Raw genomic sequence first — 21,658 nt, 5'->3', positions numbered from 1 at the left:
CCTCAATGGAGCGATTAATCTGTCTTAACGTTTAGTCGTGAACTCGGGGTAGGCTTCCATACCGCAATCGATCACGTCCATACCTTGATACTCTTCTTCCTCGGTGACACGGATACCCATGACCGCTTTGATCACAGTCCAAACCACGAAGGATGCGACAAAGGTGAAGACAAAGATGGCGAATGCGCCGTACAGCTGAGCACCCAAAGTGGCGCCGTCGTTGCTGAACACGACTGCAATCAAACCAAACACACCGACCACACCGTGTACGCTGATGGCGCCAACCGGATCGTCAATTTTGATTTTGTCCAAGCCGACGATGCTGAATACCACCAACACACCACCGATCGCGCCGATCAATGTCGCCAGCTGTCCGCTCGGGGCCAAAGGTTCCGCAGTGATTGCAACCAGGCCAGCCAACGCGCCGTTCAACGCCATCGACAGGTCTGCCTTGCCAAAGATCAACTTAGCCACCAAGGTCGCCGCAATCGCGCCGCCAGCCGCCGCAGCGTTGGTGTTCAAAAAGATCTGGGCGACGGCGTTAGCGTTATCAAAACCGCTTAACTGAAGCTGCGAGCCGCCGTTAAAGCCGAACCAACCCATCCAAAGGATAAAGGTACCGATCGTGGCCAGCGGCATGTTAGCACCCGGGATCGCGTTGATTTTGCCATCCTTGGTGTACTTGCCTTTACGCGCACCCAGCACGATCACACCCGCCAAGGCCGCTGCGGCGCCACACATGTGAACAATGCCGGACCCTGCAAAGTCGCTGAAACCTGCGGCTGACAAGAACCCGCCACCCCAGCTCCAAGCGCCCTGAATCGGGTAAATAAAGCCAGTAAACACGACCGCAAAGGCCAGGAATGCAAACAGCTTCATCCGCTCCGCAACCGCGCCGGAAATGATGCTCATGCCAGTCGCAACGAAAACGACCTGGAAAAAGAAGTCCGAACGGGCCGAGTAGTAGCTATCGCCAATGGCCGCATTTTCGTCACCAATCATGCCGCCAAAGGTGGGCAAGAAGCCGCCTTCAGGCATATCGATGTACATAATTGAGTAACCGATCAGCAGGTACATAACGCACGCAATCGAATACAGCAGGATATTCTTGGTCAGAATTTCGGTGGTGTTTTTAGCACGCACCAAGCCGGCTTCTAGCATGGCGAAACCCGCCGCCATCCACATAACCAGTGCACCTGAAATCAAAAAGTAAAAGGTATCGACGGCGTAGCTCAGCTCCGCCAGATTACCTGACAGCTCAGATAGTTGTGTTTCCATGGGTGTCTCTCCGCAAGGTTGGACTGTTGTGTACTGGGTCGCTTAAAGCGCGTCAGTTCCGGTCTCGCCGGTACGAATACGTACGGCCTGCTCCAGCGCAACAACAAAGATCTTGCCGTCGCCAATTTTTCCAGTGTTCGCCGCCTTAGTGATGGCTTCGACAACGGTGTCGAGTTGATCATCATCAATGGCGACTTCGATTTTCACTTTGGGCAAAAAGTCGACCACGTATTCCGCGCCGCGGTACAGCTCGGTGTGGCCTTTTTGACGGCCAAAGCCTTTGACTTCTGTCACGGTGATGCCTTGCATCCCAATCTCTGATAGCGCTTCGCGGACATCGTCCAGCTTGAAGGGCTTAATGACCGCAGTCACAAGTTTCATAGGTATCTCCCTCGGTACATCGAGTTACGTAGTTTATCTACGCGTTTCACTTTGCGATTATCGTGCCAACCTTGCGGAGTTGTAGACGGATCGCAGTATTCGCGGTGCTTGCGCACCACGAGAACCCACTTTAACGCATTTACCGACCCTAATCGCACCAATTTAGTCCACCCACAGGTACAGAAATCGCACCATTATGGTGCACCTCAACGCCCTAAGCCTGTCATTTTCACCAGTGACTTTTGCCCTCGCCATGCTAGTGTTTCACCCTCACTCATCGGAGCACGCCATGAACCCCTTCGAACCCTTTCAGCAACTGTCCGAACAACTAATGCAGCGCATGCCCGAACCCATGCGCCAACTGTCCGAACAAGCCCAAACCCAAGTCAAAGAGACCATGGCCCAGGGCCTGGCCAGTCTCGACTTGGTCAGCCGCGACGAATTTGAGGCCCAAACTCAATTGTTAGCACGTGCCGACGCTCGAATTGCCGAGCTCGAAGCACGCCTGTCCGCGCTCGACAGCACGCCGGACGCATGAGTATTGCGCGCGTTCAAAGCCTGTGCCTGACCCCTGACGGCATCAGGCCCTGTACGGCGCGCGCGCAAATCCAAGGCGGCCTGCCACTGACCCGCCTGCTGAATCGCGGGCGCAACGCAGCCAGCCTGAGAGAGCGGATCCGCTCCGTTATCAAGGGCGCCGGTTATCGCTACCCTAGCGGCCGCGTCACACTGGACATTGAACTGGCCCGTGGCGGCCGCTTAGATGACGGCCACGCGCTGCCGCTGGCCTTGGCGGTGCTACTGGCAAGCGATCAAATCACCACCGCCGCCGGCGCACAGCACACCTGGTTTGGCGAGCTCAACCTGGACGGCTCCCTGTTACCGCTGGACCCTGACTTGGTGCTCGCCTGCGGCAACCTCCAGAACCTGGCCGGCGGCACCGGCGCGCCGCATTTTTTGGCATCCCTACGCCAGCTCGATCCGACTCCCATGACCGCCACAGCGCCTGCGCCCTCGGCGCCCTCCCTAATGCCCGGCTGGCCGACCGAACTGGCCACCTGGGTGCTATCCGGTGGGCACTCAACCCTGGTGTATGGGGAACCGGGTGTCGGCAAATCCGGCTGGAGCCACGGCCTGTGTGCGCACTGGCCCGAGTCGCCACGCGTGCGGGCTCGCCGGGCTGGCAAACGGCTGTTCGCGTCGACACCGGGCGTATCGGACCCATGGCGGCTGCCAGTCGGTGCCAACGCGCGCCAGCTGGCCCATTGGCAACACCTACAACGCGGCCACGTGGTGGCATTGGACGACCTGCCGCTGCACAGCCAAGGGCTGCGTGATGCATTGCCCGAACGCATGGACCTAGAGCCGCAGACGGCGACCCTGGCCACCGCCAACCCTTGCCCCTGTGGCTGGCTAGGAAGCCCGCGCAAAGCCTGCCGCTGCAACCCAGCCACACGTCGGCGCTGGCAGCGGCAACTGCCACCACCGCTGATTGATCGGTTTGATCTAGTCGCACGCTACGAATACGGCGAGGCCGGGCCACGCCCCATCGACATGCGGCCGATCCGCACCAGTTGGGTGCGCCAGCAACAGCGCCAAGGCTGCCTCAATGCACAACTAACGTGCGCGGGCCTGAACGATGTGCCCGGGCTCGGCCAATCCATGACCCGCGCTTTGCGCCTGCACGGCAACCGCCTCGGATTAAGCGGTCGCGCCCAACTAAAGTGCGCCTTGGTGGCGCGGACCTTGGCGGACCTGGCCGGGCGCGACGCGATCTGCGAAGACGACCTACAGACCGCGATCGGGCTGCGTGCGTCTCCGCACGAGGGTTAGGCCATGAGCAGCGAGCTGTGCGCGCGCTCGTGCTTTTCTTTTCTAGTCGGCTCGGCGCAGCCGGCAACCCTGATTGAACGTGCACTCGAACTGGGCTACACCGACATCGCCATCACCGACGACTGTTCGGTGGCCGGCAGCGTGCGCGCATTCGAGGCCGGTAAAGACCAGCCCATTAAGCTGATCCATGGGGCCCAGTTCACCACCACCGAAGGCCACCGCTTAACTGCACTGGTGCGCGACGCACTGGGCTGGCCAAGCCTGTGCTCGACCATTTCGTTGGCACGCCGCCAAGCCCCCAAAGGCCGCTACCATATCCGCCTGGACCAGTTACCCGATGACCCGCACTTGGCGTGGATCGCGATGCCGGCAACCGGGGCCGACTTGGCCACCGCCATACCCCCCCTGCAGGCACACTTTGAACGGCTCTATTTAGCCGCGGTCGACCACAAGACCGACCGCTGTGGTCAACACATGGCCGCGCTTGACCGCTTTGCCTTCAGCTCCGGCTTGACCGTCATCGCCACCTCCGATGCCTGCATGGCGCGGCGCAGCGAAAAACCGATTCAGGATCTGGTTACCGCGATTCGCTTGAACCGGCCGCTGGATGCACTGGGGGATGCGCTGGCACCGAATGCCGAAGCCTGCCTGCGCACACCCGATGAACTGACCGCTCTGTACCCGGCGGCGTGGCGGGCTAATGCCCGAACGCTGGCCGCGGCCTGCAACTTCAACCTTGACCAGCTGCAGTACCGCTACCCCAGCGAGCTGGTGCCACCCAGCTACGCCAACGCCGGCACCTATTTGCGTGCACTGGTCGAACAGGGCGCTAAAAAGCGCTGGCCCGGCGGCACCAGCGGCCACGTCCGAGGGCTGATCGAAAAAGAGCTTGGGCTGATTCACCAGCTGGGCTACGAGCCGTACTTTTTGACCGTACAGGACGTGGTCCAATTCGCCCGCGACCAAGGCATCCTGTGCCAAGGTCGCGGCAGTGCGGCCAATAGCGTGGTCTGCTACTGCCTGTTCATCACCGAGGTCGATCCGGCTCGGGTCGCGGTCCTATTCGAGCGCTTCATTAGCGCCGATCGCAACGAGCCACCGGACATCGATGTCGACTTTGAACACCATCGCCGCGAAGAAGTCATCCAGTACCTATATACCCGCTACGGCCGCGAACGCGCCGCCATTGCCGCCACCGTCATCACCTACCGCCCGAAAAGCGCCATTCGCGACGTCGGTCGGGCATTGGGCATGGACGAAGGGTTACTTAAGCGGCTATCAAAAAGCCTGTCGTGGTGGAGCAAACCGGAAGACATGCGCGGCTACTTCGCCGACAACGGCATTGATGATTCCAGCCCGCGCTTTCAGCTATTCCTAAAGCTGGCGATCGCCATACAAGGACTGCCACGCCACCTGTCCCAGCACGTCGGGGGCTTTGTCATTTCAGACGGTCCGCTGTCACAGTGGGTGCCGGTCGAAAACGCGGCCATGGCGGATCGCACTCTGATCCAATGGGACAAGGACGACATTGAAACGCTCGGTCTGCTGAAACTGGATGTGCTGGCGCTGGGTATGTTGAGTGCGATTCGACGGACCTTGGATGGCATCCGTCAGTGGCGCCGCCAGGACCCGGCCTATGTGCCAGCGCTGCCCGACACTTTCAGCCTCCAAGACATTCCCGCGGATGACGCGGCGACCTACGATGCCCTTTGTCAGGGCGACAGCTTGGGCGTATTCCAGGTCGAATCGCGCGCCCAGATGTCGATGCTACCGCGCCTTAAACCGCGCAATTACTACGACCTGGTAATCCAAATTGCGATCGTCCGCCCCGGTCCAATCCAAGGCGATATGGTCCACCCCTATTTGCGCCGGCGCGACGGCAGCGAAGCCTTTGATTACCCCAACGACGAGGTCCGCGCGGTCCTAGAGCGAACCTTGGGCGTACCCATTTTCCAAGAACAAGTCATACAGCTGACCGTGGTCGCGGCGGGCTTTACACCATCGCAGGCTGATAACGTGCGCCGCTCGATGGCGGCCTGGAAACGCCGCGGCGGACTGGAACACCTCGAAGCTCGGATTAAAGACGGTATGCGCACGCGCGGCTACCCGGACGAATTCGCCGACCGGGTTTACCAACAGATCCTCGGGTTTGGCAACTACGGCTTCCCCGAATCCCACGCCGCCTCGTTCGCGCTGCTGGTGTACGTCTCGGCCTGGCTCAAGCGCCATGCACCCGAAGCCTTTTACGCCGGGCTGCTCAACAGCTACCCGATGGGCTTTTATTCGCCCTCGCAAATACTCCAAGACGCGCGGCGCCACGGTATCGCCGTGCTGCCTGTGGACATCAATGCATCGGACTATGACTACAGCGTGCAATTGCATGACGGCAAAGCGGCACTGCGAGTCGGATTACGGGCGATTAAAAAGCTCAACGAATCAACCTTGGTCGACCTTCTGACCGAGCGCCACAGCGGCCCTTTTCGCGACATGGCAGACTTGGCGGCACGCAGCCGCCTCAGCGGTGCGGTGCTGGAACGTTTGGCCGCAGCCGGGGCTCTGGATGGTCTGGCAGGTCACCGTCAGGCCGCACGCTGGGCACTCGCCGACAGCCTGTGGCAATTGCCGTTGTTGGCCGAGGCCGGTTGGTTCGATCCCAGTTCGCCACTGCCGGCGGCGCCGCAAGGCAGCCAAATCGTCGAGGACTTCCGTGCCACCGGTTTCTCGTTGCGGACGCACCCGATCGCGCTACTGCGCACGCGCCACGAGGCCAAGGGCTGCATCACCTTGGATCAGCTCAAGGCCGACTCACTGATTGAACGGGCGTCGGTGATCGGGTTGGTCACCGGCCGCCAGCGTCCGGGCACGGCCGGCGGCGTGATGTTTGCAACGCTGGAAGATGAAACCGGCAACCACAATCTGATTCTGTGGCCGTCATTGGTCGATCGCTACCGCCAGATCATACTGACATCGCGATTATGGCGGGTATGCGGCGAGGTCCAGCGCAAACATGGCGTGATCCACCTGATTGTGGACCAAGTCATTAACCTCGATTATTTACTGGGGGCATTGCCCATGCGCGCGGTCAGTTACCGCCCTTAGCATGCAGCTCGGCGGAATAATCGTGGACGGTGTCGACCAGCGTCTTAACGCGGTCCGCATTGGCGAACTGACTAATGCCGTGGCCTAAGTTGAATACGTGACCCGGATTGGGACCAAATTTATCCAAGGTCCGGCGCGCTTCACGGGCAACCGCTTCGTCACTGCCAAACAGCGTCCCAGGGTCCAAGTTACCTTGCAGGGCCACCTTGTGACCGACGCGCGCACGCGCCTCGCCCAGGTCACACGACCAATCCAAACCCAGGGCGTCGGCGTCGGCGTCGGCCATGGCTTCCAACCAGGCGCCGCCGCCCTTGGTGAACAAAATCACCGGCACTTTGCGGCCGTCGTGTTCACGAATCAGCTGACTGACCACGCGCTTCATGCTGCGCAGGCTAAATTCATCGTACTGGGCAAACGGCAAGGCGCCACCCCAGGTATCGAAAATCTGTACCGCTTGGGCACCGGCTAAAATTTGTGCGTTTAAATAGTCCGCCACGGTATCGGCCAACTGATCCAATAACGCATGCATCACGTCTGGCTGGCCGTACAGCATGCCTTTGGCGAAGGGATACTCTTTTGAACCGGCGCCTTCGATCATGTAGGTCGCCAATGTCCACGGCGATCCGGAAAAGCCGATCAGCGGTACACGACCACCCAAAGCCGAGCGGATAGTCCGCACCGCATTCATGACGTAATCCAGGTCACGGTTAACGTCGAGCTTGGGCAATGCCGCCACGTCCGCTTCGGTCCGCAGGGGCTTATGAAACACAGGACCTTCACCGGCCTGAAATTCCAAATCCAAGCCCATCGCGTCTGGAATGGTCAAGATATCGCTGAACAAAATAGCCGCGTCCAAGTCGAACCGTTCGAGCGGCTGCAAAGTCACTTCACAGGCCAGCTCCGCATTGCGGCACAGGTCCATAAAGCCGCCGGCGCGCGCACGGGTAGCTCGGTACTCGGGCAAGTAGCGCCCGGCTTGGCGCATGACCCAAATCGGCGTTGCATCAACCGGCTCGCGATTTAAAGCGCGCAGGAAGCGATCATTTTTTAGCGTCGACACATTAAACCTCTAAGTAATCCAAGATGCCCTGACCGGCTTTGCGGCCTTCGGCAATCGCGGTGACTACCAGGTCACTGCCGCGCACCATATCACCGCCGGCAAACACCTTGGGATTGGTCGTTTGAAACGCAATTTCAGCGTCCGCGGGTGCCTTTATCAAGCCACCCTCGTCGGTCTCGATGCCGTACTCAGCAAACCACGGCTGTGGGCTGGGACGGAAACCAAAGGCGATCAGCACGCTGTCCGCCGGCACGATTTCCTCGGAGCCCGGAATCGGTTCGGGGCGGCGACGGCCGTTATGGTCCGGCTCACCGAGTTGCGTGGTGATGAACTTAACGCCTTCGACCTTGTCGGTGCCGACCACTTCAATCGGCTGACGGTTGAATAGGAAGTTGACGCCTTCTTCTTTGGCGTTGGCCACTTCACGGCGCGAGCCGGGCATGTTGGCTTCGTCGCGGCGATAGACACAGCTGACGCTCTCGGCGCTCTGACGAATCGCCGTGCGGTTACAGTCCATTGCGGTGTCACCACCACCCAACACGACCACACGCTGACCGCGCATGTCGACAAAGTCGGCGGCGGATTTTTCAAAGCCCAAGCGGCGATTGACGTTCGACACCAGGTAAGGCAACGCGTCAAACACACCCGGCAGGTCTTCGCCCGGGAAGCCGCCTTTCATGTAGGTGTAGGTGCCCATGCCCAAGAACACCGCGTCGTAGTCGTCGACCAACGACTGGAAGTCGACGTCTTTGCCGACTTCGGTGTTCAAACGAAACTCGATGCCCATCGCCTCAAAAATCTCGCGGCGCTGTTCCATCACGCGTTTTTCCAGCTTGAATTCGGGGATACCAAAGGTCAGCAGGCCGCCAATTTCAGGGTACTTATCAAACACCACGGCTTTGACACCGTTACGCACCAAGATGTCCGCGGTTGCCAGGCCGGCCGGGCCGGCGCCGATGATGGCGACTTTTTTGTCGGTCCACACGCGCTGTGATAGGTCCGGTCGCCAGCCCATCGCGAAGGCGGTGTCGGTAATATATTTTTCCACGTTGCCAATGGTCACGGCGCCGAAGCCATCGTTCAGGGTACAAGCCCCTTCACACAGGCGGTCTTGGGGGCACACCCGACCACAGACTTCCGGCAGTGAGTTGGTCTGGTGACACAACTCCGCCGCTTCCATGATGTTGCCTTCGCTGATCAGCTTGAGCCAATTGGGAATGTAGTTGTGGACTGGGCACTTCCACTCACAATACGGGTTACCGCACTCCAAACACCGATGCGCCTGGTGTGACGCTTCGGTCGGTTCGAAGGGTTCGTAGATTTCTACGAAATCCTCGGTCCGAAACTGCATGGCCTTTTTAGTCGGGTCCATGCGCGCCACATCGCGGAATTGGAAATCATTGTTCAAGATCGTTTTTTCAGTCATTCCGTCCGTCCTCACTGAGCCATCGCGCGGCTTTGGCGCAACAAGGTATCCAGTCCAGCAGCCTTCGGCTTCACCAGCCAGAATTGTTGCAGGTAGTGTTCAAAGTCCGCCAAGATTTCACTGCCCCAGGCGCTGGCGGTGGCCTCAACATAGGCCGCCAGCTGAGCGCGCAGGTACTGGGCATGGTCTTCCATGGCCTCGCTGCCGACACGGGTAATATCGACCAGCTCGTGGTTGTAGAGGTCGACAAACTGACGATCCTCGTCCAACACATAGGCAAAGCCACCGGTCATACCGGCACCAAAGTTGTAGCCGGTTTTACCCAACACGATGACCATACCGCCGGTCATGTACTCACAGCAGTGATCACCCGCACCTTCGACGATCGCGGTCGCACCCGAGTTACGCACCGCGAAACGTTCGCCGGCCCGACCCGCCGCATACAACGTGCCGCCAGTGGCACCGTACAAACAGGTGTTACCGATAATCGAGGTCTCGCGAGCGACAAACTCACTGCGCTGGGGCGGACGAATGGTAATACGACCACCGGCCATGCCTTTGCCGACATAGTCGTTGGCATCGCCTTCCAGATTCAGGTTCAAGCCGCCGGCATTCCAAACGCCAAACGACTGACCGGCGGTGCCACGCAGTGCCAAGTTCAGCGGCGCTTCACTCATGCCATGGTTGCCCCAGCGACGGGCGATTTCACCGGACAGGCGCGCACCAATCGAACGGTCGCAGTTAGTGACGTCGTAGGTAGCCTCGGCACCAATTTTGCCTTCGATGGCAAAGCGCAAATCACGCACCATTCGTTCCGCCAACAAACCACGGTCAAAGGGTTCGTTCTTGGCCTGGGTGCAGTACTGAGGTTTGTCCGCCGGCACCAATTTGTTTTCGAGCATTGGGCTCAAATCCAAGTGTGCTTGCTTGCTGGTTAGGCCCTCGGCCTGGGTCAGTAAGTCAGTGCGGCCAATCAGTTCATTGAGCGTACGCACGCCGGCACGCGCCATCCACTCGCGAGTTTCTTCGGCAACAAAGGTAAAGAAATGCTTGACCATCTCGACCTTGCCGCGGAAGTGCTGCTCGCGCAGCCACTCGTCCTGGGTGGCAACCCCGGTAGCGCAGTTATTGAGGTGACAAATACGCAGGTACTTACAGCCCATGGCGACCATCGGCGTAGTCCCGAAGCCGAAGCTCTCGGCGCCCAGAATCGCGGCCTTAACCACATCCAAACCGGTTTTCAAACCGCCGTCGGTCTGGACTCGGACCTTGCCACGCAGGTCGTTCGACCGGAGTGCCTGTTGCGCTTCGGCCAAGCCAAGCTCCCAAGGCGAACCGGCGTGACGGATCGAGGTCAGCGGTGAGGCGGCGGTACCGCCGTCGTAGCCGGAAATCGTAATCAGGTCGGCATAAGCCTTGGCAACGCCGGCGGCAATGGTGCCAACGCCAGGCTCGGAGACCAGTTTGACGCTCACCAGGGCCTCGGGGTTGACCTGTTTCAAATCGAAAATCAGCTGAGCCAAATCTTCGATCGAATAGATGTCGTGGTGCGGCGGCGGTGAAATCAAGGTCACGCCCGGGACCGAATGGCGCAAGCGCGCAATCAGCTGGTTGACCTTGCCACCGGGCAACTGGCCGCCTTCACCGGGCTTGGCACCCTGAGCGACTTTAATTTGTAGCACTTCAGCGTTGACCAAGTAGTGCGGTGTAACGCCGAATCGGCCCGACGCGATCTGCTTGATCTTGCTGACGCGATTGGTGCCAAAGCGGTTGGGGTCTTCGCCGCCCTCGCCTGAGTTTGAGCGCGCGCCCAACTCGTTCATGGCCTGCGCCAGCTGCTCGTGAGCCTCCGGACTCAACGCACCCAAGCTCATACCCGCCGAGTCAAAGCGCTTCAAAATCGACTCGACCGGCTCGACCTGATCGATATCGATCGGCGCCGATGTTTTCAGGTCGAACAGGTCACGCAAGGTCGCAACCGGGCGGTTATTGACCAGGTCCGCATACTCTTGGTAGTACTCGTACGAACCGTTCTGAACCGCTTTTTGCAGGGTCTGAATCACGTCCGGGTTAAAGGCGTGATATTCACCGCCGTGAACGTACTTCAGCAGCCCGCCCTGGTCGATGCCCTTGCTGTGGCGTCCGGCCAACTTGGCCGTGACCTTGGCATCGTCTTCCAAATCGCTAAAGGTCGCGCCCTGGATACGGCTGGGGGTGCCGGTAAAGCACAGGTCCACGACTTCGTCACTAAGGCCAATCGCTTCAAACAACTGTGACCCGCGGTAGCTGGCGATGGTCGAGATGCCCATTTTGGACATGATTTTCATCAGGCCCTTGTTGACGGACTTACGGTAATTTTTGGCCAGACGGTTGCGATCACCGACCAACTCGCGTGACTCGACCAGATCGTCGATCAAGCGGTACGCCAAGTACGGGTAGATGGCGGTCGCGCCAAAGCCGATCAGAACCGCCATTTGGTGCGAATCGCGTGCACTGCCGGTCGACACAATCAGGTTGCACTGGCAGCGCAGCCCTTTATTGATCAGGTGGTGGTGGACGGCACCAACCATCATCGCCGCTGGAATCGGAATGCCGCCCTTGTCGATGTGACGGTCCGACAACACGATCAGCGTGTTGCCCGCTTTGACGGCCGCTTCGGTTTCGCCCAACAAGCGCTGAATGCCGGCATGCAGCGTTTCTTTGCTTGGGTCGAAGAAGATGTGGTGAACGCTCGAACGGAAACCCGAACGGTCAAGTTCCAGCAACTTGGCGAACTTTGACGGCCCCAAAATAGGCGACTTCAAGATCACACGCGCGGCATGCAACGGCGACTCTTCGAATACATTGCGCTCGGCACCAACACAGGTTTCCAAGCTCATCACGACCGCTTCACGCAGCGGATCAATCGGCGGGTTGGTGACCTGGGCAAACTGCTGACGGAAGTAGTCCGCAATGTTGCGCTGTTTCATCGACAGCACCGCCATCGGCGTGTCATCGCCCATGGAACCGACCGCTTCTTGGGCGTTTTCAGCCATCGGACGGATGACCTGATCGCGCTCCTCAAAGCTCACCAGGAACTGCTTCATGTAGGTCTTAAGGTCACCCTTAAGCTGCTCGACCCGGTGCATGCCCTCAACCAGCTCGCTTTCTAGGCGGATCGCGTTTTCACGTAACCACTTTTTGTACGGCTGACTCACTTTGAGCTGGCCGTCAATTTCGCTGGTGTGCATGACACGGCCCGTCTCGGTGTCCACAGCCAAGATCTGGCCGGGGCCGACACGACCTTTAGCGACCACGTCCTCGGGCTTGTAATCGTAGGTGCCGATTTCCGACGCCAGGGTAATAAAGCCGTTTTTGGTAATCACGTAGCGTGACGGCCGCAGACCGTTGCGGTCCAACAAACACACCGCGTAACGACCTTCAGTCAGGACCAAGCCGGCCGGACCATCCCAGGGCTCCATGTGCATAGAATTGTAGTCGTGGAACGCGCGCAATTCAGCGTCCATGCCTTCAACGTTTTGCCACGCCGGCGGCACCATCATGCGCACCGCACGGAACAGATCCATGCCACCGGCGACCAGCACCTCCAGCATGTTGTCCATGGATGATGAGTCGGAACCGGTGGTGTTGACGATCGGCTGAATCGCGTCGATTTCAGGCAGCATCGGGGTCGCGAACAGGCTCGAGCGCGCACGCGCCCAGCTGCGATTGCCCTGAATGGTGTTGATCTCGCCATTGTGCGCCAGCATCCGGAACGGCTGCGCCAGCGGCCAACGCGGCAAGGTGTTGGTCGAGAAGCGCTGGTGGAACACACAGATGTGCGAGGCCAAACGCGGATCCGCCAGGTCCGGGTAAAATGCCGGCAGGTCCTTGGGCATCATCAGACCTTTGTAGCTGATGACCTTGCGCGACATGGAGCACACGTAAAAGTCAATGTCATCGGCCAGCGCCAAGGTCGCTTCGCGGTAGGCCATGAACAGCGCGGTATCAAAGGCCACTTCGCTGAGGCCTGCGGCATTGATAAAGACCTGTTCAAAGCGCGGCAGTTGATCGACCGCAATCGGTCCCAAAAAAGATGCGTCGGTGGGCACTACACGCCAGCCGGCAATCGACACACCGCGCGCAGTCAGCTTGGCTTCGACCACGGCACGCGCGTGCGCCGCTTTGGCTTCGTCCTGAGATAAAAACAGCATGCCGGCGGCAAAGGTCTCGTCCAGCTCGGCGCCGGTCGCTTGCTCGCCGACAGCGCGCAAAAATTCTTTGGGCGCGGCCAACAATAGACCACAGCCGTCGCCGGTTTTACCGTCCGCTGCGATGCCACCTCGGTGGGTCATACAGGTCAAAGATTCAATCGCCGTACTGACCAATTCGTGGCTCGGATCACCGCTCATGTGGGCGATCAAACCAAAGCCGCAGTTATCGCGGAATTCGCCGGGCGTGTATAAAGCTTTAGTCAAGTTAGCATCCTCAAGTATTCCCCAATCGCGACGGTTATCCCGCCCTGCCGAGCGGGTTATCCACTGGCATCAGGCGACATTTCTATAGCAACGACCTTTGAGCGGATGCGCTCGGTCGTTATTGGGGCGGGCTGAACGCGTTAGCGCCGTGCCTCTCTTATCTGGTTTTGAAGCCCCTCAAACGAGCGGATCCAAAAGCCTTGTTCGATTACGTTTGCCGGTAGGCCGCGACTGGCGGCTTCGGCGTCTTCTCGCGTTCGATAGTCACCGGCGACCAGCACAAACCACGGGTTTCCTTGGTGGATCACCTCCGCAATTCGGCCGTCAATGCTCGATGGCAATCGATTCTTTTGGTTACTTGCCGCAGCAAGATCACGCGTCCCAAAGAGCTGCAGAGTAAAGGATGCGGCGCTGCTAGACAAGATTTTCGCCTCATCCGCCGCGCTAGGGCGGACCTGCACGGACGCCGCTGCGACCTCATTTGACGCCGGGGCAGTCGGGGCTGGGGCGAACACCACCAGACTACTGACCGGTGCAACCTCCGGGACCGTCACGGGCGCGCTGACAATCACCGGGGCCGGGGCACTGGCGAGTACTGGCTGCGGCCACTCGGCCATCAACCGATCCAGCTCAACCGCCGCCGCCGGAGCCGGCAAGGCGCCGGCAAAGTCAAAGCTTTCCTCGGCCAGCGGTGCAGGCGCAGGCGGCTCGGCCAGCGGTGCTTGGATTTGGGCTTCGACCTCGGCCAACAAATCGCGCGTACCGGCAGGTTCGGCAGCGTCAGCTGCAGCCGGCAACGGCGCCACTCCGGATTCGCTGTGCCACTGCCAAACCCAGGCCCCAGTCAAGCCAAAGGCCAGCACCAAGCCAATCCCAAACACCGTCATCACGCGCTTGCGTCCGGCCGGTGTCCGCGCCACCAAAGGCAGGCCATTGCGTTTGTTGGCCAACATTGCCAGTAGGCGCCCGGGGTTGCCGGCCGCGGCCGCGATCAACGCCGCCCGGTCCAAGGCTGCCAGCCCATCGCCCTGCCAGGGGCCATCATGCAGGTGCGCCGAAATCAGCTCATCCGCTTCGTCATCATTCAGTGGCACCAGCGAAATATCATCAAAACGAGCGCCCTGGTGCGACACCTGGGTCAGGCGTGCGCGCTGCGAAGTGCTGGCCAACAGCAGCACGGCAATGCCATCGCCATCGGCGGCGGCCAACCCAATCCGGCCCAACAACGCCAGCACCGCATCGTCGGCGTGCTCGGCGCGATCGACCACAATTAACGTGTGAAACCCGGCGCCACGAGCGGTCCGCGCCTGTTTGCGGATTTTTATCAGCGATGCGCGCAAGTCGCCGCCCGCCACGCCAAGTTGGCGGGTGAGTGCCGCCAACAACACATCCGGTTTGATCGGTGCGCTGATGCGGATCAGGCGAACATCGTCGCCGCCCAGCGCTTTGGCCACCGCACTTTTTCCCATTCCGCTGGGGGCCACCAGTTCGGCCACACCCGGGTCAAATCGCAACCAGTGCTCCAATACCGACTGGGCGCGAGCGCCGCTGCCTACAAGGGCGCTCATCGGCAGCTGTCCGCCAATGTCCGCGCCAGCGCCTGCGGGTCAAAGTCAGCGCTAATCACCGCAGACCCAGTTGGCTTGGGCAAGACCAGACGCAACTGACCGGCGTCGACTTTTTTGTCCAGCCCCATGTGGTGCATAAAGTCCGCGGGCGTCATCCCCGGCGGCGGTTCAACTGGCAACTCGCCAGCCCGCAACAGCGCCACCAAACGGTCCAGGTTGTCGGGCGCATCCCAGCCCAGCGCGACCGACAGCCGAGTCGCCATGACCATCCCGACCGCCACCGCTTCGCCGTGCAACAGCCCTCGGTATTGCTCGTGGGCCTCAATCGCATGGCCAAAAGTGTGACCCAAATTCAGCAATGCACGGCGGCCCGTTTCGCGTTCATCATCGGCCACAATGTCGGCCTTCATTTGACAGGAAACGCGAATCGCCTCGGCCACCGCGACCGCATCACGCGCCATCAAAGCAGCCATGTTGTGCTCCAGCCAGCCCAGAAAATCGAGGCTGCCAAGGGCTCCGTATTTGATCACTTCGGCCATGCCCGCGGACCACTGGCGCGCCGGCAAGCTGTCCAAGGTCTCGGTGTCGACCAGCACACTCAATGGCTGGTAAAAAGCCCCAATCATGTTCTTGCCTTGAGGGTGGTTGACCGCGGTTTTGCCGCCGACGCTGGAATCCACCTGGGCCAGCAAGGTCGTCGGGATCTGGACAAAACCGGCGCCGCGCTGATAGCAGGCCGCGGCAAATCCCGTCATATCGCCGACCACACCACCACCGACGGCCACCAGCACGCATTTGCGCGAAAATCGCTCGGCCATCAACAACGACCAAATTGCCTCGACCACATCCAAGCGCTTGGACGCTTCGCCGGCCTCGAATTGGTAGCGCAGGACACGGGCGTGACCCAGCTGGGCCTGGATCGCATCCAGATACAGCGGCCCAACATTCGAATCGCTGACCAGCAAAATCTCCGATTGCGGCAAGTAGCGCGCCAAATCCGCTCGAATCAAGCCCGGCGCGATATCAATGGTGTAGCTGCGTTCGCCCAAGGCGACATTGACCTGTGCACTCATAATGTGGCGATCCGCTCCAGTAGACTGTCTGATAAGGTTTTTGGGTTCATGCGATCGGTATGCGCGGTATGACTCGCGACCGCTTCGTACCAGGCACCGCGCCGGTTCAGCAGCCGCGTCAGCACCGCCACCGGGTCATCACCTTGCAGCAAGGGTCGATTCGGATCATTGCCAACCCGGCGCGCCAATTCGGCGGGGGTGGCTTTTAAATAGATCACAAAGGCATCGCTGGCGATCAGGTCGGCCCGATTTTCCGCCAACTCGACGACACCGCCGCCGGTCGACACGATGCTGCCGCGTCGCCCGAGTGAATCCAGTAACGCCGTCCGTTCGCGACGGCGAAAGCCAGCCTCGCCCTCTTTTTCAAAGATCCACGGGATGTCGGCCCCAGTCGCTTCTTCGATCTGCTTATCCGTATCGCAAAAAGCCCAGTCAAGGGACTGGGCTAATCTGTAACCAATGGTGCTCTTGCCTGACCCCATAGGGCCAACAAGCACTATGGGACCAGGGAATTGGGCCACTACCGTCTCGCTAATGCATCGTTAATCAATTTAGGTGTGATGAAGATTAACAGTTCTTTCTTGTTTTCTATAACGACCTTGTTGCGAAATAGCTTGCCCAGTATCGGCAAGTCCCCTAGGACCGGTACTTTTTGGACGTCATTGGTGCGCTCTTCTTGGAACACACCGCCCAACACAATGGTTTCACCGTCGCCCACCAACACCTGAGTGGTCAGCTTGCGCGTGTCGATGATGATTTCCCCTTTTGGCGTGGTGCCGCCCTGGCTGTCTTGGACAATATTCAGATCCATGATGACGTTGCCGTCGGGTGTGATCTGGGGCGTGACCTCCAATGACAACACCGCATTTTTAAACTGCACGTTGGTGTCGCCGTCGCCGGCCGTCACATACGGAATCTGTGCGCCCTGTTCGATCAAGGCTTTTTGCTGATCCGCCGTCACCACCTTGGGCTGGGCGACCACTTCACCGCGGCCTTCGCTTTCCAGCGCACTCAGCTCCAAGTTCAACAACAGATCGCTGGTCGCCAACCCCAGCGCAAAGGAGCCGCTTTCAGAACCGGCCGGAATCAAATCGACATTCAGTGCATCCGCACCGATCGTCGGCGCCTGCGGACCGACTACACCGGCCAAATCGGTCGCCGCCACGCCTTGACCGGCCAGGTTACCCAAAGACGTGATGCTGTCGCCAACCCGTGCCACGCTGCTGCCATTGCCGGTGGCCTGGCCAAGAAAGCCCCATTTAACGCCGACACGCTTGGCAAAGCTGCTGTCCGCGGTGACGATGCGCGCTTCGATCAAGACCTGGCGTACGGGAATATCCAGCACGTCCATCAGGTCACGAATTTCCTGCAACTTAGCCGCCGTGTCCTGGACGATCAGCGTATTGGTGCGGTCATCGACCGCGACGCTACCGCGCGCCGTCAACAGCACCGACGAGTCGGCCGCATCGGTGTTGCCCTCAACCCCCGCTCCAGTCAGCAGACCGGCAATGTCGGCGGCTTTGGAGTACTGCACTTGAATGAATTCGGTCCGCAGCGGGGCCAATTCCTGTGCCGCTTTTTGGGTTTCCAGCTCGAGCTGTTCGCGCGCCGCGATTTCCTCGGCCGGTGCGACCAGCAAGACGTTGCCGACCTGGCGCTTGTCCAAGCCCTTGGTCCGCAGCACCAAGTCCAGCGCCTGATCCCAGGGCACGTTTTTCAAGCGTAGGGTGATGTTGCCGCCCACGGTATCCGATGCCACCAGGTTCAAGTCGGTGAAGTCCGCTATCAAGTTCAGAACCTTGCGCACTTCAATGTCTTGGAAGTTCAGGCTAAGCGTTTCGCCAGTGTACTTGGCCGCCTCGTCACGCACCGCTTGTTCTTTTTGGCTGATCGGCTTAACCGCCACCGTGAACAGCGAATCCGTTTGGAACGCAATGTAATCAAAAGCGCCGTCCGGGCGAATCGCCAAGACCGTGTCGCCGCCCTCTGCAAAGGCATCGATCTGGCGGACCGGAGTGGCAAAATCGACCACATCCAAGCGCCGCTGCAGTGCGGGCGGAATATCAACCGAGGCGAAGCGAACGCGGATGACCTGGCCCTGCTGGGTAATTTCAGGCGACACCGAGGCGTCGGTCAGGGCGATTTGAACCATGCCCTCGCCTTCGTCACCGCGCCGAAAATCGATATCTTTGATCGCGGTCTGGACCGCGCTTTTCATCGGAACCGGCGCCTGGGATACCCTTTCACGAACCTTACCGCCCAGTGCAAGGGTCAGCCGATTACCGTCCGAGAACAGGTCATACGGCATCAACGACTTTAAGTTGACGATCACCCGGGTACGCCCGGCGGATTCAACCACCGTGATGCCCTGGGCATTTTCGCCACCGATTTGAAAGTAGCGTTTATCCAGCGCACTGCCGGTTTGATCCAGATCGATCGCGATGCGCGCCGGCTGGTCGACCGTGTAGCTACGCGGATCCGGGGCCGGCCCGTCAAACGCCATGCTAACTTCTAGCCGGTCCGACGCCTGGGACTGAATCGACAGGTCGGTCATGACAACCGGGCGGGCCAGTGCTGCCATGCTTGCCAGTGCGGTCACGGCAATGGTTGAAAGTGTTAGAAACCTCGACATGGTCTATTCCTTAGAGCGCGGGGGCTTTTAAATTGAGGGTACGGGGCCGTTCGATCCAACCGTCGCCGCCGTCTGGGACGATCTCGGTGAGCTCAATGTAGGCCTCGGAAATGCGAGTAATGCGACCGTAGTTACGGCCCAGAAAGTTACCCGATGCGACCCGGCTGACCTGGCCTTCGTTATCAGCGATCAAGGCAAAACTGCCTTGATCGCCCAGCGCGAGAGTGCCCACCATCAGCAGCGAATCGAGGCTGAAGTTTTCCAAATACTCGCGGGCACGGTCCGGGTCCGGCTTGATGTTGGGGTCACTGACCGGGCGGTTAAGGGCACGCTGCTGAACGGGTGCGACGAATGGGCTGCGCAACGACGCCGCCCGGTACACAAAGGGCTCGTAGTTTTCAAAGCTCGGCACCGCCTCGATTTGGCCGCCGGGGCGCGCTTGCACTTGCGCGACAAAGCGCTGTAAGTCCGAGGTGTCGGCCGCCGGCATACAGCCACCCAGCAACACCAGCACCCCCGTCAGGGCCAGGGCGTTAGTTTTCATCACGGTACCTATAAGTTCGCGCCAGAATGCTCAGGTCTAGCTGGTCGCTTTCAGCGGGATTAATCGAAAAGTCATGCAGGGTGACGATGCGCGGTAAGCCGGCAACGCCACTGACGAAGGTGCCCAGCTCATGATACGAGCCGCGCACGCTGATCTGGATCGGCAACTCAATGTAGTACTCGCGCTGGACTTCCGGCAGCAAGTTAATCGAGTCGAATTCCAGCCCTGCACCGGTCCCGGTGCTGGTAATGTCCTCTAACAGCCCCGGCACTTCGGTGTCGCTAGGCAGCTGACGCAATAACGCACCAAATTGCGCTTCCATGTCGGTCATTTGCTGGCGCAGGGCCGGCAAGTTGGCCACTTGAAAGGCCTTGGCTTCGAACGACTGGCGCAAGGTCACTTCCTCGGCCTGGACCTTGCTGACACTGTCCTGCAGCCCCTTGATGTGGAACCACCAGCCGGCGGCGACCACCGCAGCCACCAAGATCAGCCAAAAAATTAACTTAACCAGCAGCGGCCAGCTGCCACCGCTGTTTAAGTCCATGTCGTCGGTGCGGAACCCTTTAACGTCCGTGATCAGTTTCATTGCTGGGCCTCCGACACGGGGTTGGTCAGGGCGATCGACAGGTCGAATCGATTCGGCAATTCGCCACTCTTTTCGGCGATGACCTTGGTCAAGTTGGGGTCGGTAAACCAGTCGGCGCCGTCAATGCTGCGCATCAGGCTGGAAATGCGGTTGTTGTTTTCGGCCTGCCCAGTCAGCGTAATCTGGTTTTCGCGGCGCGATAGGCTGGTGTAGACCGTGCCATCGGTCAGGGTCGAAACAACCCCGTCAAACACATAAACGATTTCCGAACGCCGGCCCTGCAAGTCTTGGATGACCTGCATCCGATCAATCAGTTGGCCGCGCAGTTCACGCAATTGACGAATTTCGGCGATTTGGGCGTCGACCCGGGTAATTTCCTGTTTCAGGTAGTTATTGCGCGTGTTTTGGGCCTGGATTTCCGCATTCAGAAACTGTGACCCGGCAAACACGGTGGCACCGGCCAACGCCAGCGCGCCAACGCTGGCGGCGATGAAACTGCGCTGTTGGGTGGCGCGCGCTTCGTCGCGCCACGCTCGCAGGTTGATACCGCCCGATTCAAACGCCCGCAAGGCCAAGCCGGCTGCGATCAACAAGGCCGGGGCGTCCTTGCTGAGGCCGGCGACATTGACGCGTTTGGCGGTGCTCATGTCGGCAAACGGATCACAGGTGATCACCGGCACCTGGAGGCGTTCGCTGACCAGTCGGTCCAGCCCTTCGATGGCCGAGCAGCCCCCGGCTAAGACCAGCGCATCCAAGCTCGAGTGGGTTGAGCCGGCAAAAAAGAACTGCAGGCTGCGCCCGATTTGCTGGGTAATGCTTTCGCAAAACGGGTTTAAAATCGCGTCTTGGTAATCGTCGGGCAAACCGCCTTGCTTTTTTGCCAGCCCGGCTTCGTCGGGCGACAGCGCGTAGCGGCGTTGAATTTCTTCGGTCAGGACGCGACCGCCGAACATTTGCTCGCGGGTGAACGTAATCGCCCCCAGCTCCAGCGTCGCGACCATGGTCGAGGTAGCGCCGACGTCGGCGATACCGATCACGCCTTCGGCCACTTGCGGGTCCAGCTGCGAGGCCAACAATTCAAACGAACGCTCAATGGCGTAGGCTTCAACGTCAATAAACACCGGCTTCAGGCCGCCGATTTCGAGGGCCTCTTCGCGCGCATCAACATGCTCCCGCCGGCACCCGGCCAACAGCACATCAACCTGGGATGGGTTGTTGGCGTTGGGCCCCATGACTCTAAAGTCCAAGGCGACCTCGTCCAGCGGGTAAGGAATGTACTGGTCCGCCTCCAGCGAAATCTGACTTTCCAGTTCCGCATCCGACAAATCAGCCGGCATCTGGATCAGCTTGGTAATTACCGTGGCACCCGAAACCGCAACCGCCGCTGACTTGCACCGGGTTTTGGAGCGTTCGACCACGCGCTTGATCGCAGCCCCCACGCTTTCGGTGTCGACGATAGAGCTTTCGACCACTGCGCCCGGCTCCAGCGGCTCAACCGCATAGCTTTCGACGCGGTATCGACCGCCTGATTTGGACAGCTCGATCAACTTGATCGCCGAACTGCTGATGTCTAGTCCCAACAACGAGTTGGCGGAACTTGAAAATATCGCCACGTAGCGCACCCTTTACTGACCCGATTCAATGCTCGCAAAAATGTGCGAAGCTCTATGAGTAAAGTTCAAGGATCGGGTACTCGCAAATGGCGGTTACCCTTAACCTTC

General features: G+C 59.7%; 15 protein-coding genes. 3 read left to right on the top strand and 12 right to left on the bottom strand.

The annotated features are described in order from the left end of the window. Positions 1–24 precede the first annotated feature (24 nt). Together GH975_RS01665 and glnK are read right to left on the bottom strand one after the other, a co-directional pair. Positions 25–1,278, bottom strand: coding sequence for an ammonium transporter (locus GH975_RS01665; protein WP_153712842.1), 1,254 nt, complete (start codon positions 1,276–1,278; stop codon positions 25–27). A 42-nt stretch (positions 1,279–1,320) separates the two neighbouring features. After that, a complete protein-coding gene (glnK, locus tag GH975_RS01660) occupies positions 1,321–1,659 on the bottom strand; it encodes a P-II family nitrogen regulator (protein WP_153712841.1) in 339 nt (112 codons plus the stop codon). A 289-nt stretch (positions 1,660–1,948) separates the two neighbouring features. Between glnK and GH975_RS01655 the strand changes: the two genes are divergently transcribed. Genes GH975_RS01655 through GH975_RS01645 form a run of 3 tightly spaced genes read left to right on the top strand, consistent with a single transcriptional unit; the run spans position 1,949 to position 6,591 of the window. Further along, the gene (locus tag GH975_RS01655; protein WP_170272508.1) at positions 1,949–2,197 is read left to right on the top strand and encodes an accessory factor UbiK family protein; all 249 of its coding nucleotides are present in this window, start codon (positions 1,949–1,951) and stop codon (positions 2,195–2,197) included. Next, complete coding sequence (locus GH975_RS01650) at positions 2,194–3,492, top strand: ATP-binding protein (protein ID WP_153712839.1); 1,299 nt, start codon at positions 2,194–2,196, stop codon at positions 3,490–3,492. Before GH975_RS01655 ends, GH975_RS01650 begins: the two co-directional genes overlap by 4 nt. 3 nt (positions 3,493–3,495) lie before the next feature. Beyond that, positions 3,496–6,591 carry an error-prone DNA polymerase gene (locus GH975_RS01645; RefSeq protein WP_153712838.1) on the top strand — a complete coding sequence of 1,032 codons (3,096 nt, stop codon included), beginning with the start codon at positions 3,496–3,498 and terminating at the stop codon, positions 6,589–6,591. Here GH975_RS01645 and hemE read toward each other — a convergent pair. The 10 genes from hemE to pilM all read right to left on the bottom strand — a co-directional run bounded on the left by hemE (position 6,575) and on the right by pilM (position 21,550). Then, positions 6,575–7,651: a uroporphyrinogen decarboxylase gene (gene hemE, locus GH975_RS01640; RefSeq protein ID WP_153712837.1), complete on the bottom strand. Its 1,077-nt coding sequence runs from the start codon at positions 7,649–7,651 to the stop codon at positions 6,575–6,577. The genes GH975_RS01645 and hemE overlap by 17 nt on opposite strands. Before the next feature lies 1 nt (position 7,652). After that, positions 7,653–9,077, bottom strand: coding sequence for an FAD-dependent oxidoreductase (locus GH975_RS01635; protein WP_153712836.1), 1,425 nt, complete (start codon positions 9,075–9,077; stop codon positions 7,653–7,655). Between the two features lie 11 nt (positions 9,078–9,088). Next, positions 9,089–13,534: a glutamate synthase large subunit gene (gltB, locus tag GH975_RS01630; protein WP_153712835.1), complete on the bottom strand. Its 4,446-nt coding sequence runs from the start codon at positions 13,532–13,534 to the stop codon at positions 9,089–9,091. 140 nt (positions 13,535–13,674) lie between these two features. After that, a complete protein-coding gene (locus tag GH975_RS01625; RefSeq protein ID WP_153712834.1) occupies positions 13,675–15,102 on the bottom strand; it encodes an SPOR domain-containing protein in 1,428 nt (475 codons plus the stop codon). Then, positions 15,099–16,175: a 3-dehydroquinate synthase gene (gene aroB, locus GH975_RS01620; RefSeq protein WP_153712833.1), complete on the bottom strand. Its 1,077-nt coding sequence runs from the start codon at positions 16,173–16,175 to the stop codon at positions 15,099–15,101. The genes GH975_RS01625 and aroB overlap by 4 nt, the downstream gene beginning before the upstream one ends. Beyond that, positions 16,172–16,657, bottom strand: coding sequence for a shikimate kinase (locus tag GH975_RS01615; protein WP_153712832.1), 486 nt, complete (start codon positions 16,655–16,657; stop codon positions 16,172–16,174). Before GH975_RS01615 ends, aroB begins: the two co-directional genes overlap by 4 nt. A 38-nt stretch (positions 16,658–16,695) precedes the next feature. Then, positions 16,696–18,807, bottom strand: coding sequence for a type IV pilus secretin PilQ (gene pilQ / locus GH975_RS01610; protein ID WP_153712831.1), 2,112 nt, complete (start codon positions 18,805–18,807; stop codon positions 16,696–16,698). A gap of 10 nt (positions 18,808–18,817) precedes the next feature. Continuing rightward, the gene (locus GH975_RS01605; protein ID WP_153712830.1) at positions 18,818–19,351 is read right to left on the bottom strand and encodes a pilus assembly protein PilP; all 534 of its coding nucleotides are present in this window, start codon (positions 19,349–19,351) and stop codon (positions 18,818–18,820) included. Further along, entirely contained in the window at positions 19,341–19,937 is a 597-nt protein-coding gene (locus tag GH975_RS01600; protein ID WP_153712829.1) for a type IV pilus inner membrane component PilO, read from the bottom strand. The genes GH975_RS01605 and GH975_RS01600 overlap by 11 nt, the downstream gene beginning before the upstream one ends. After that, the gene (gene pilM, locus GH975_RS11995) at positions 19,934–21,550 is read right to left on the bottom strand and encodes a type IV pilus assembly protein PilM (RefSeq protein WP_170272507.1); all 1,617 of its coding nucleotides are present in this window, start codon (positions 21,548–21,550) and stop codon (positions 19,934–19,936) included. Before pilM ends, GH975_RS01600 begins: the two co-directional genes overlap by 4 nt. Between the last annotated feature and the right edge of the window lie 108 nt (positions 21,551–21,658).

The sequence above is a fragment of the Litorivicinus lipolyticus genome (genome assembly GCF_009650135.1).
In the GTDB taxonomy this organism is placed as follows: domain Bacteria; phylum Pseudomonadota; class Gammaproteobacteria; order Pseudomonadales; family Litorivicinaceae; genus Litorivicinus; species Litorivicinus lipolyticus.
The sequence above is the reverse complement of the archived record's forward strand: the minus strand, read 5'-3'. Positions and strand labels throughout refer to the sequence as shown.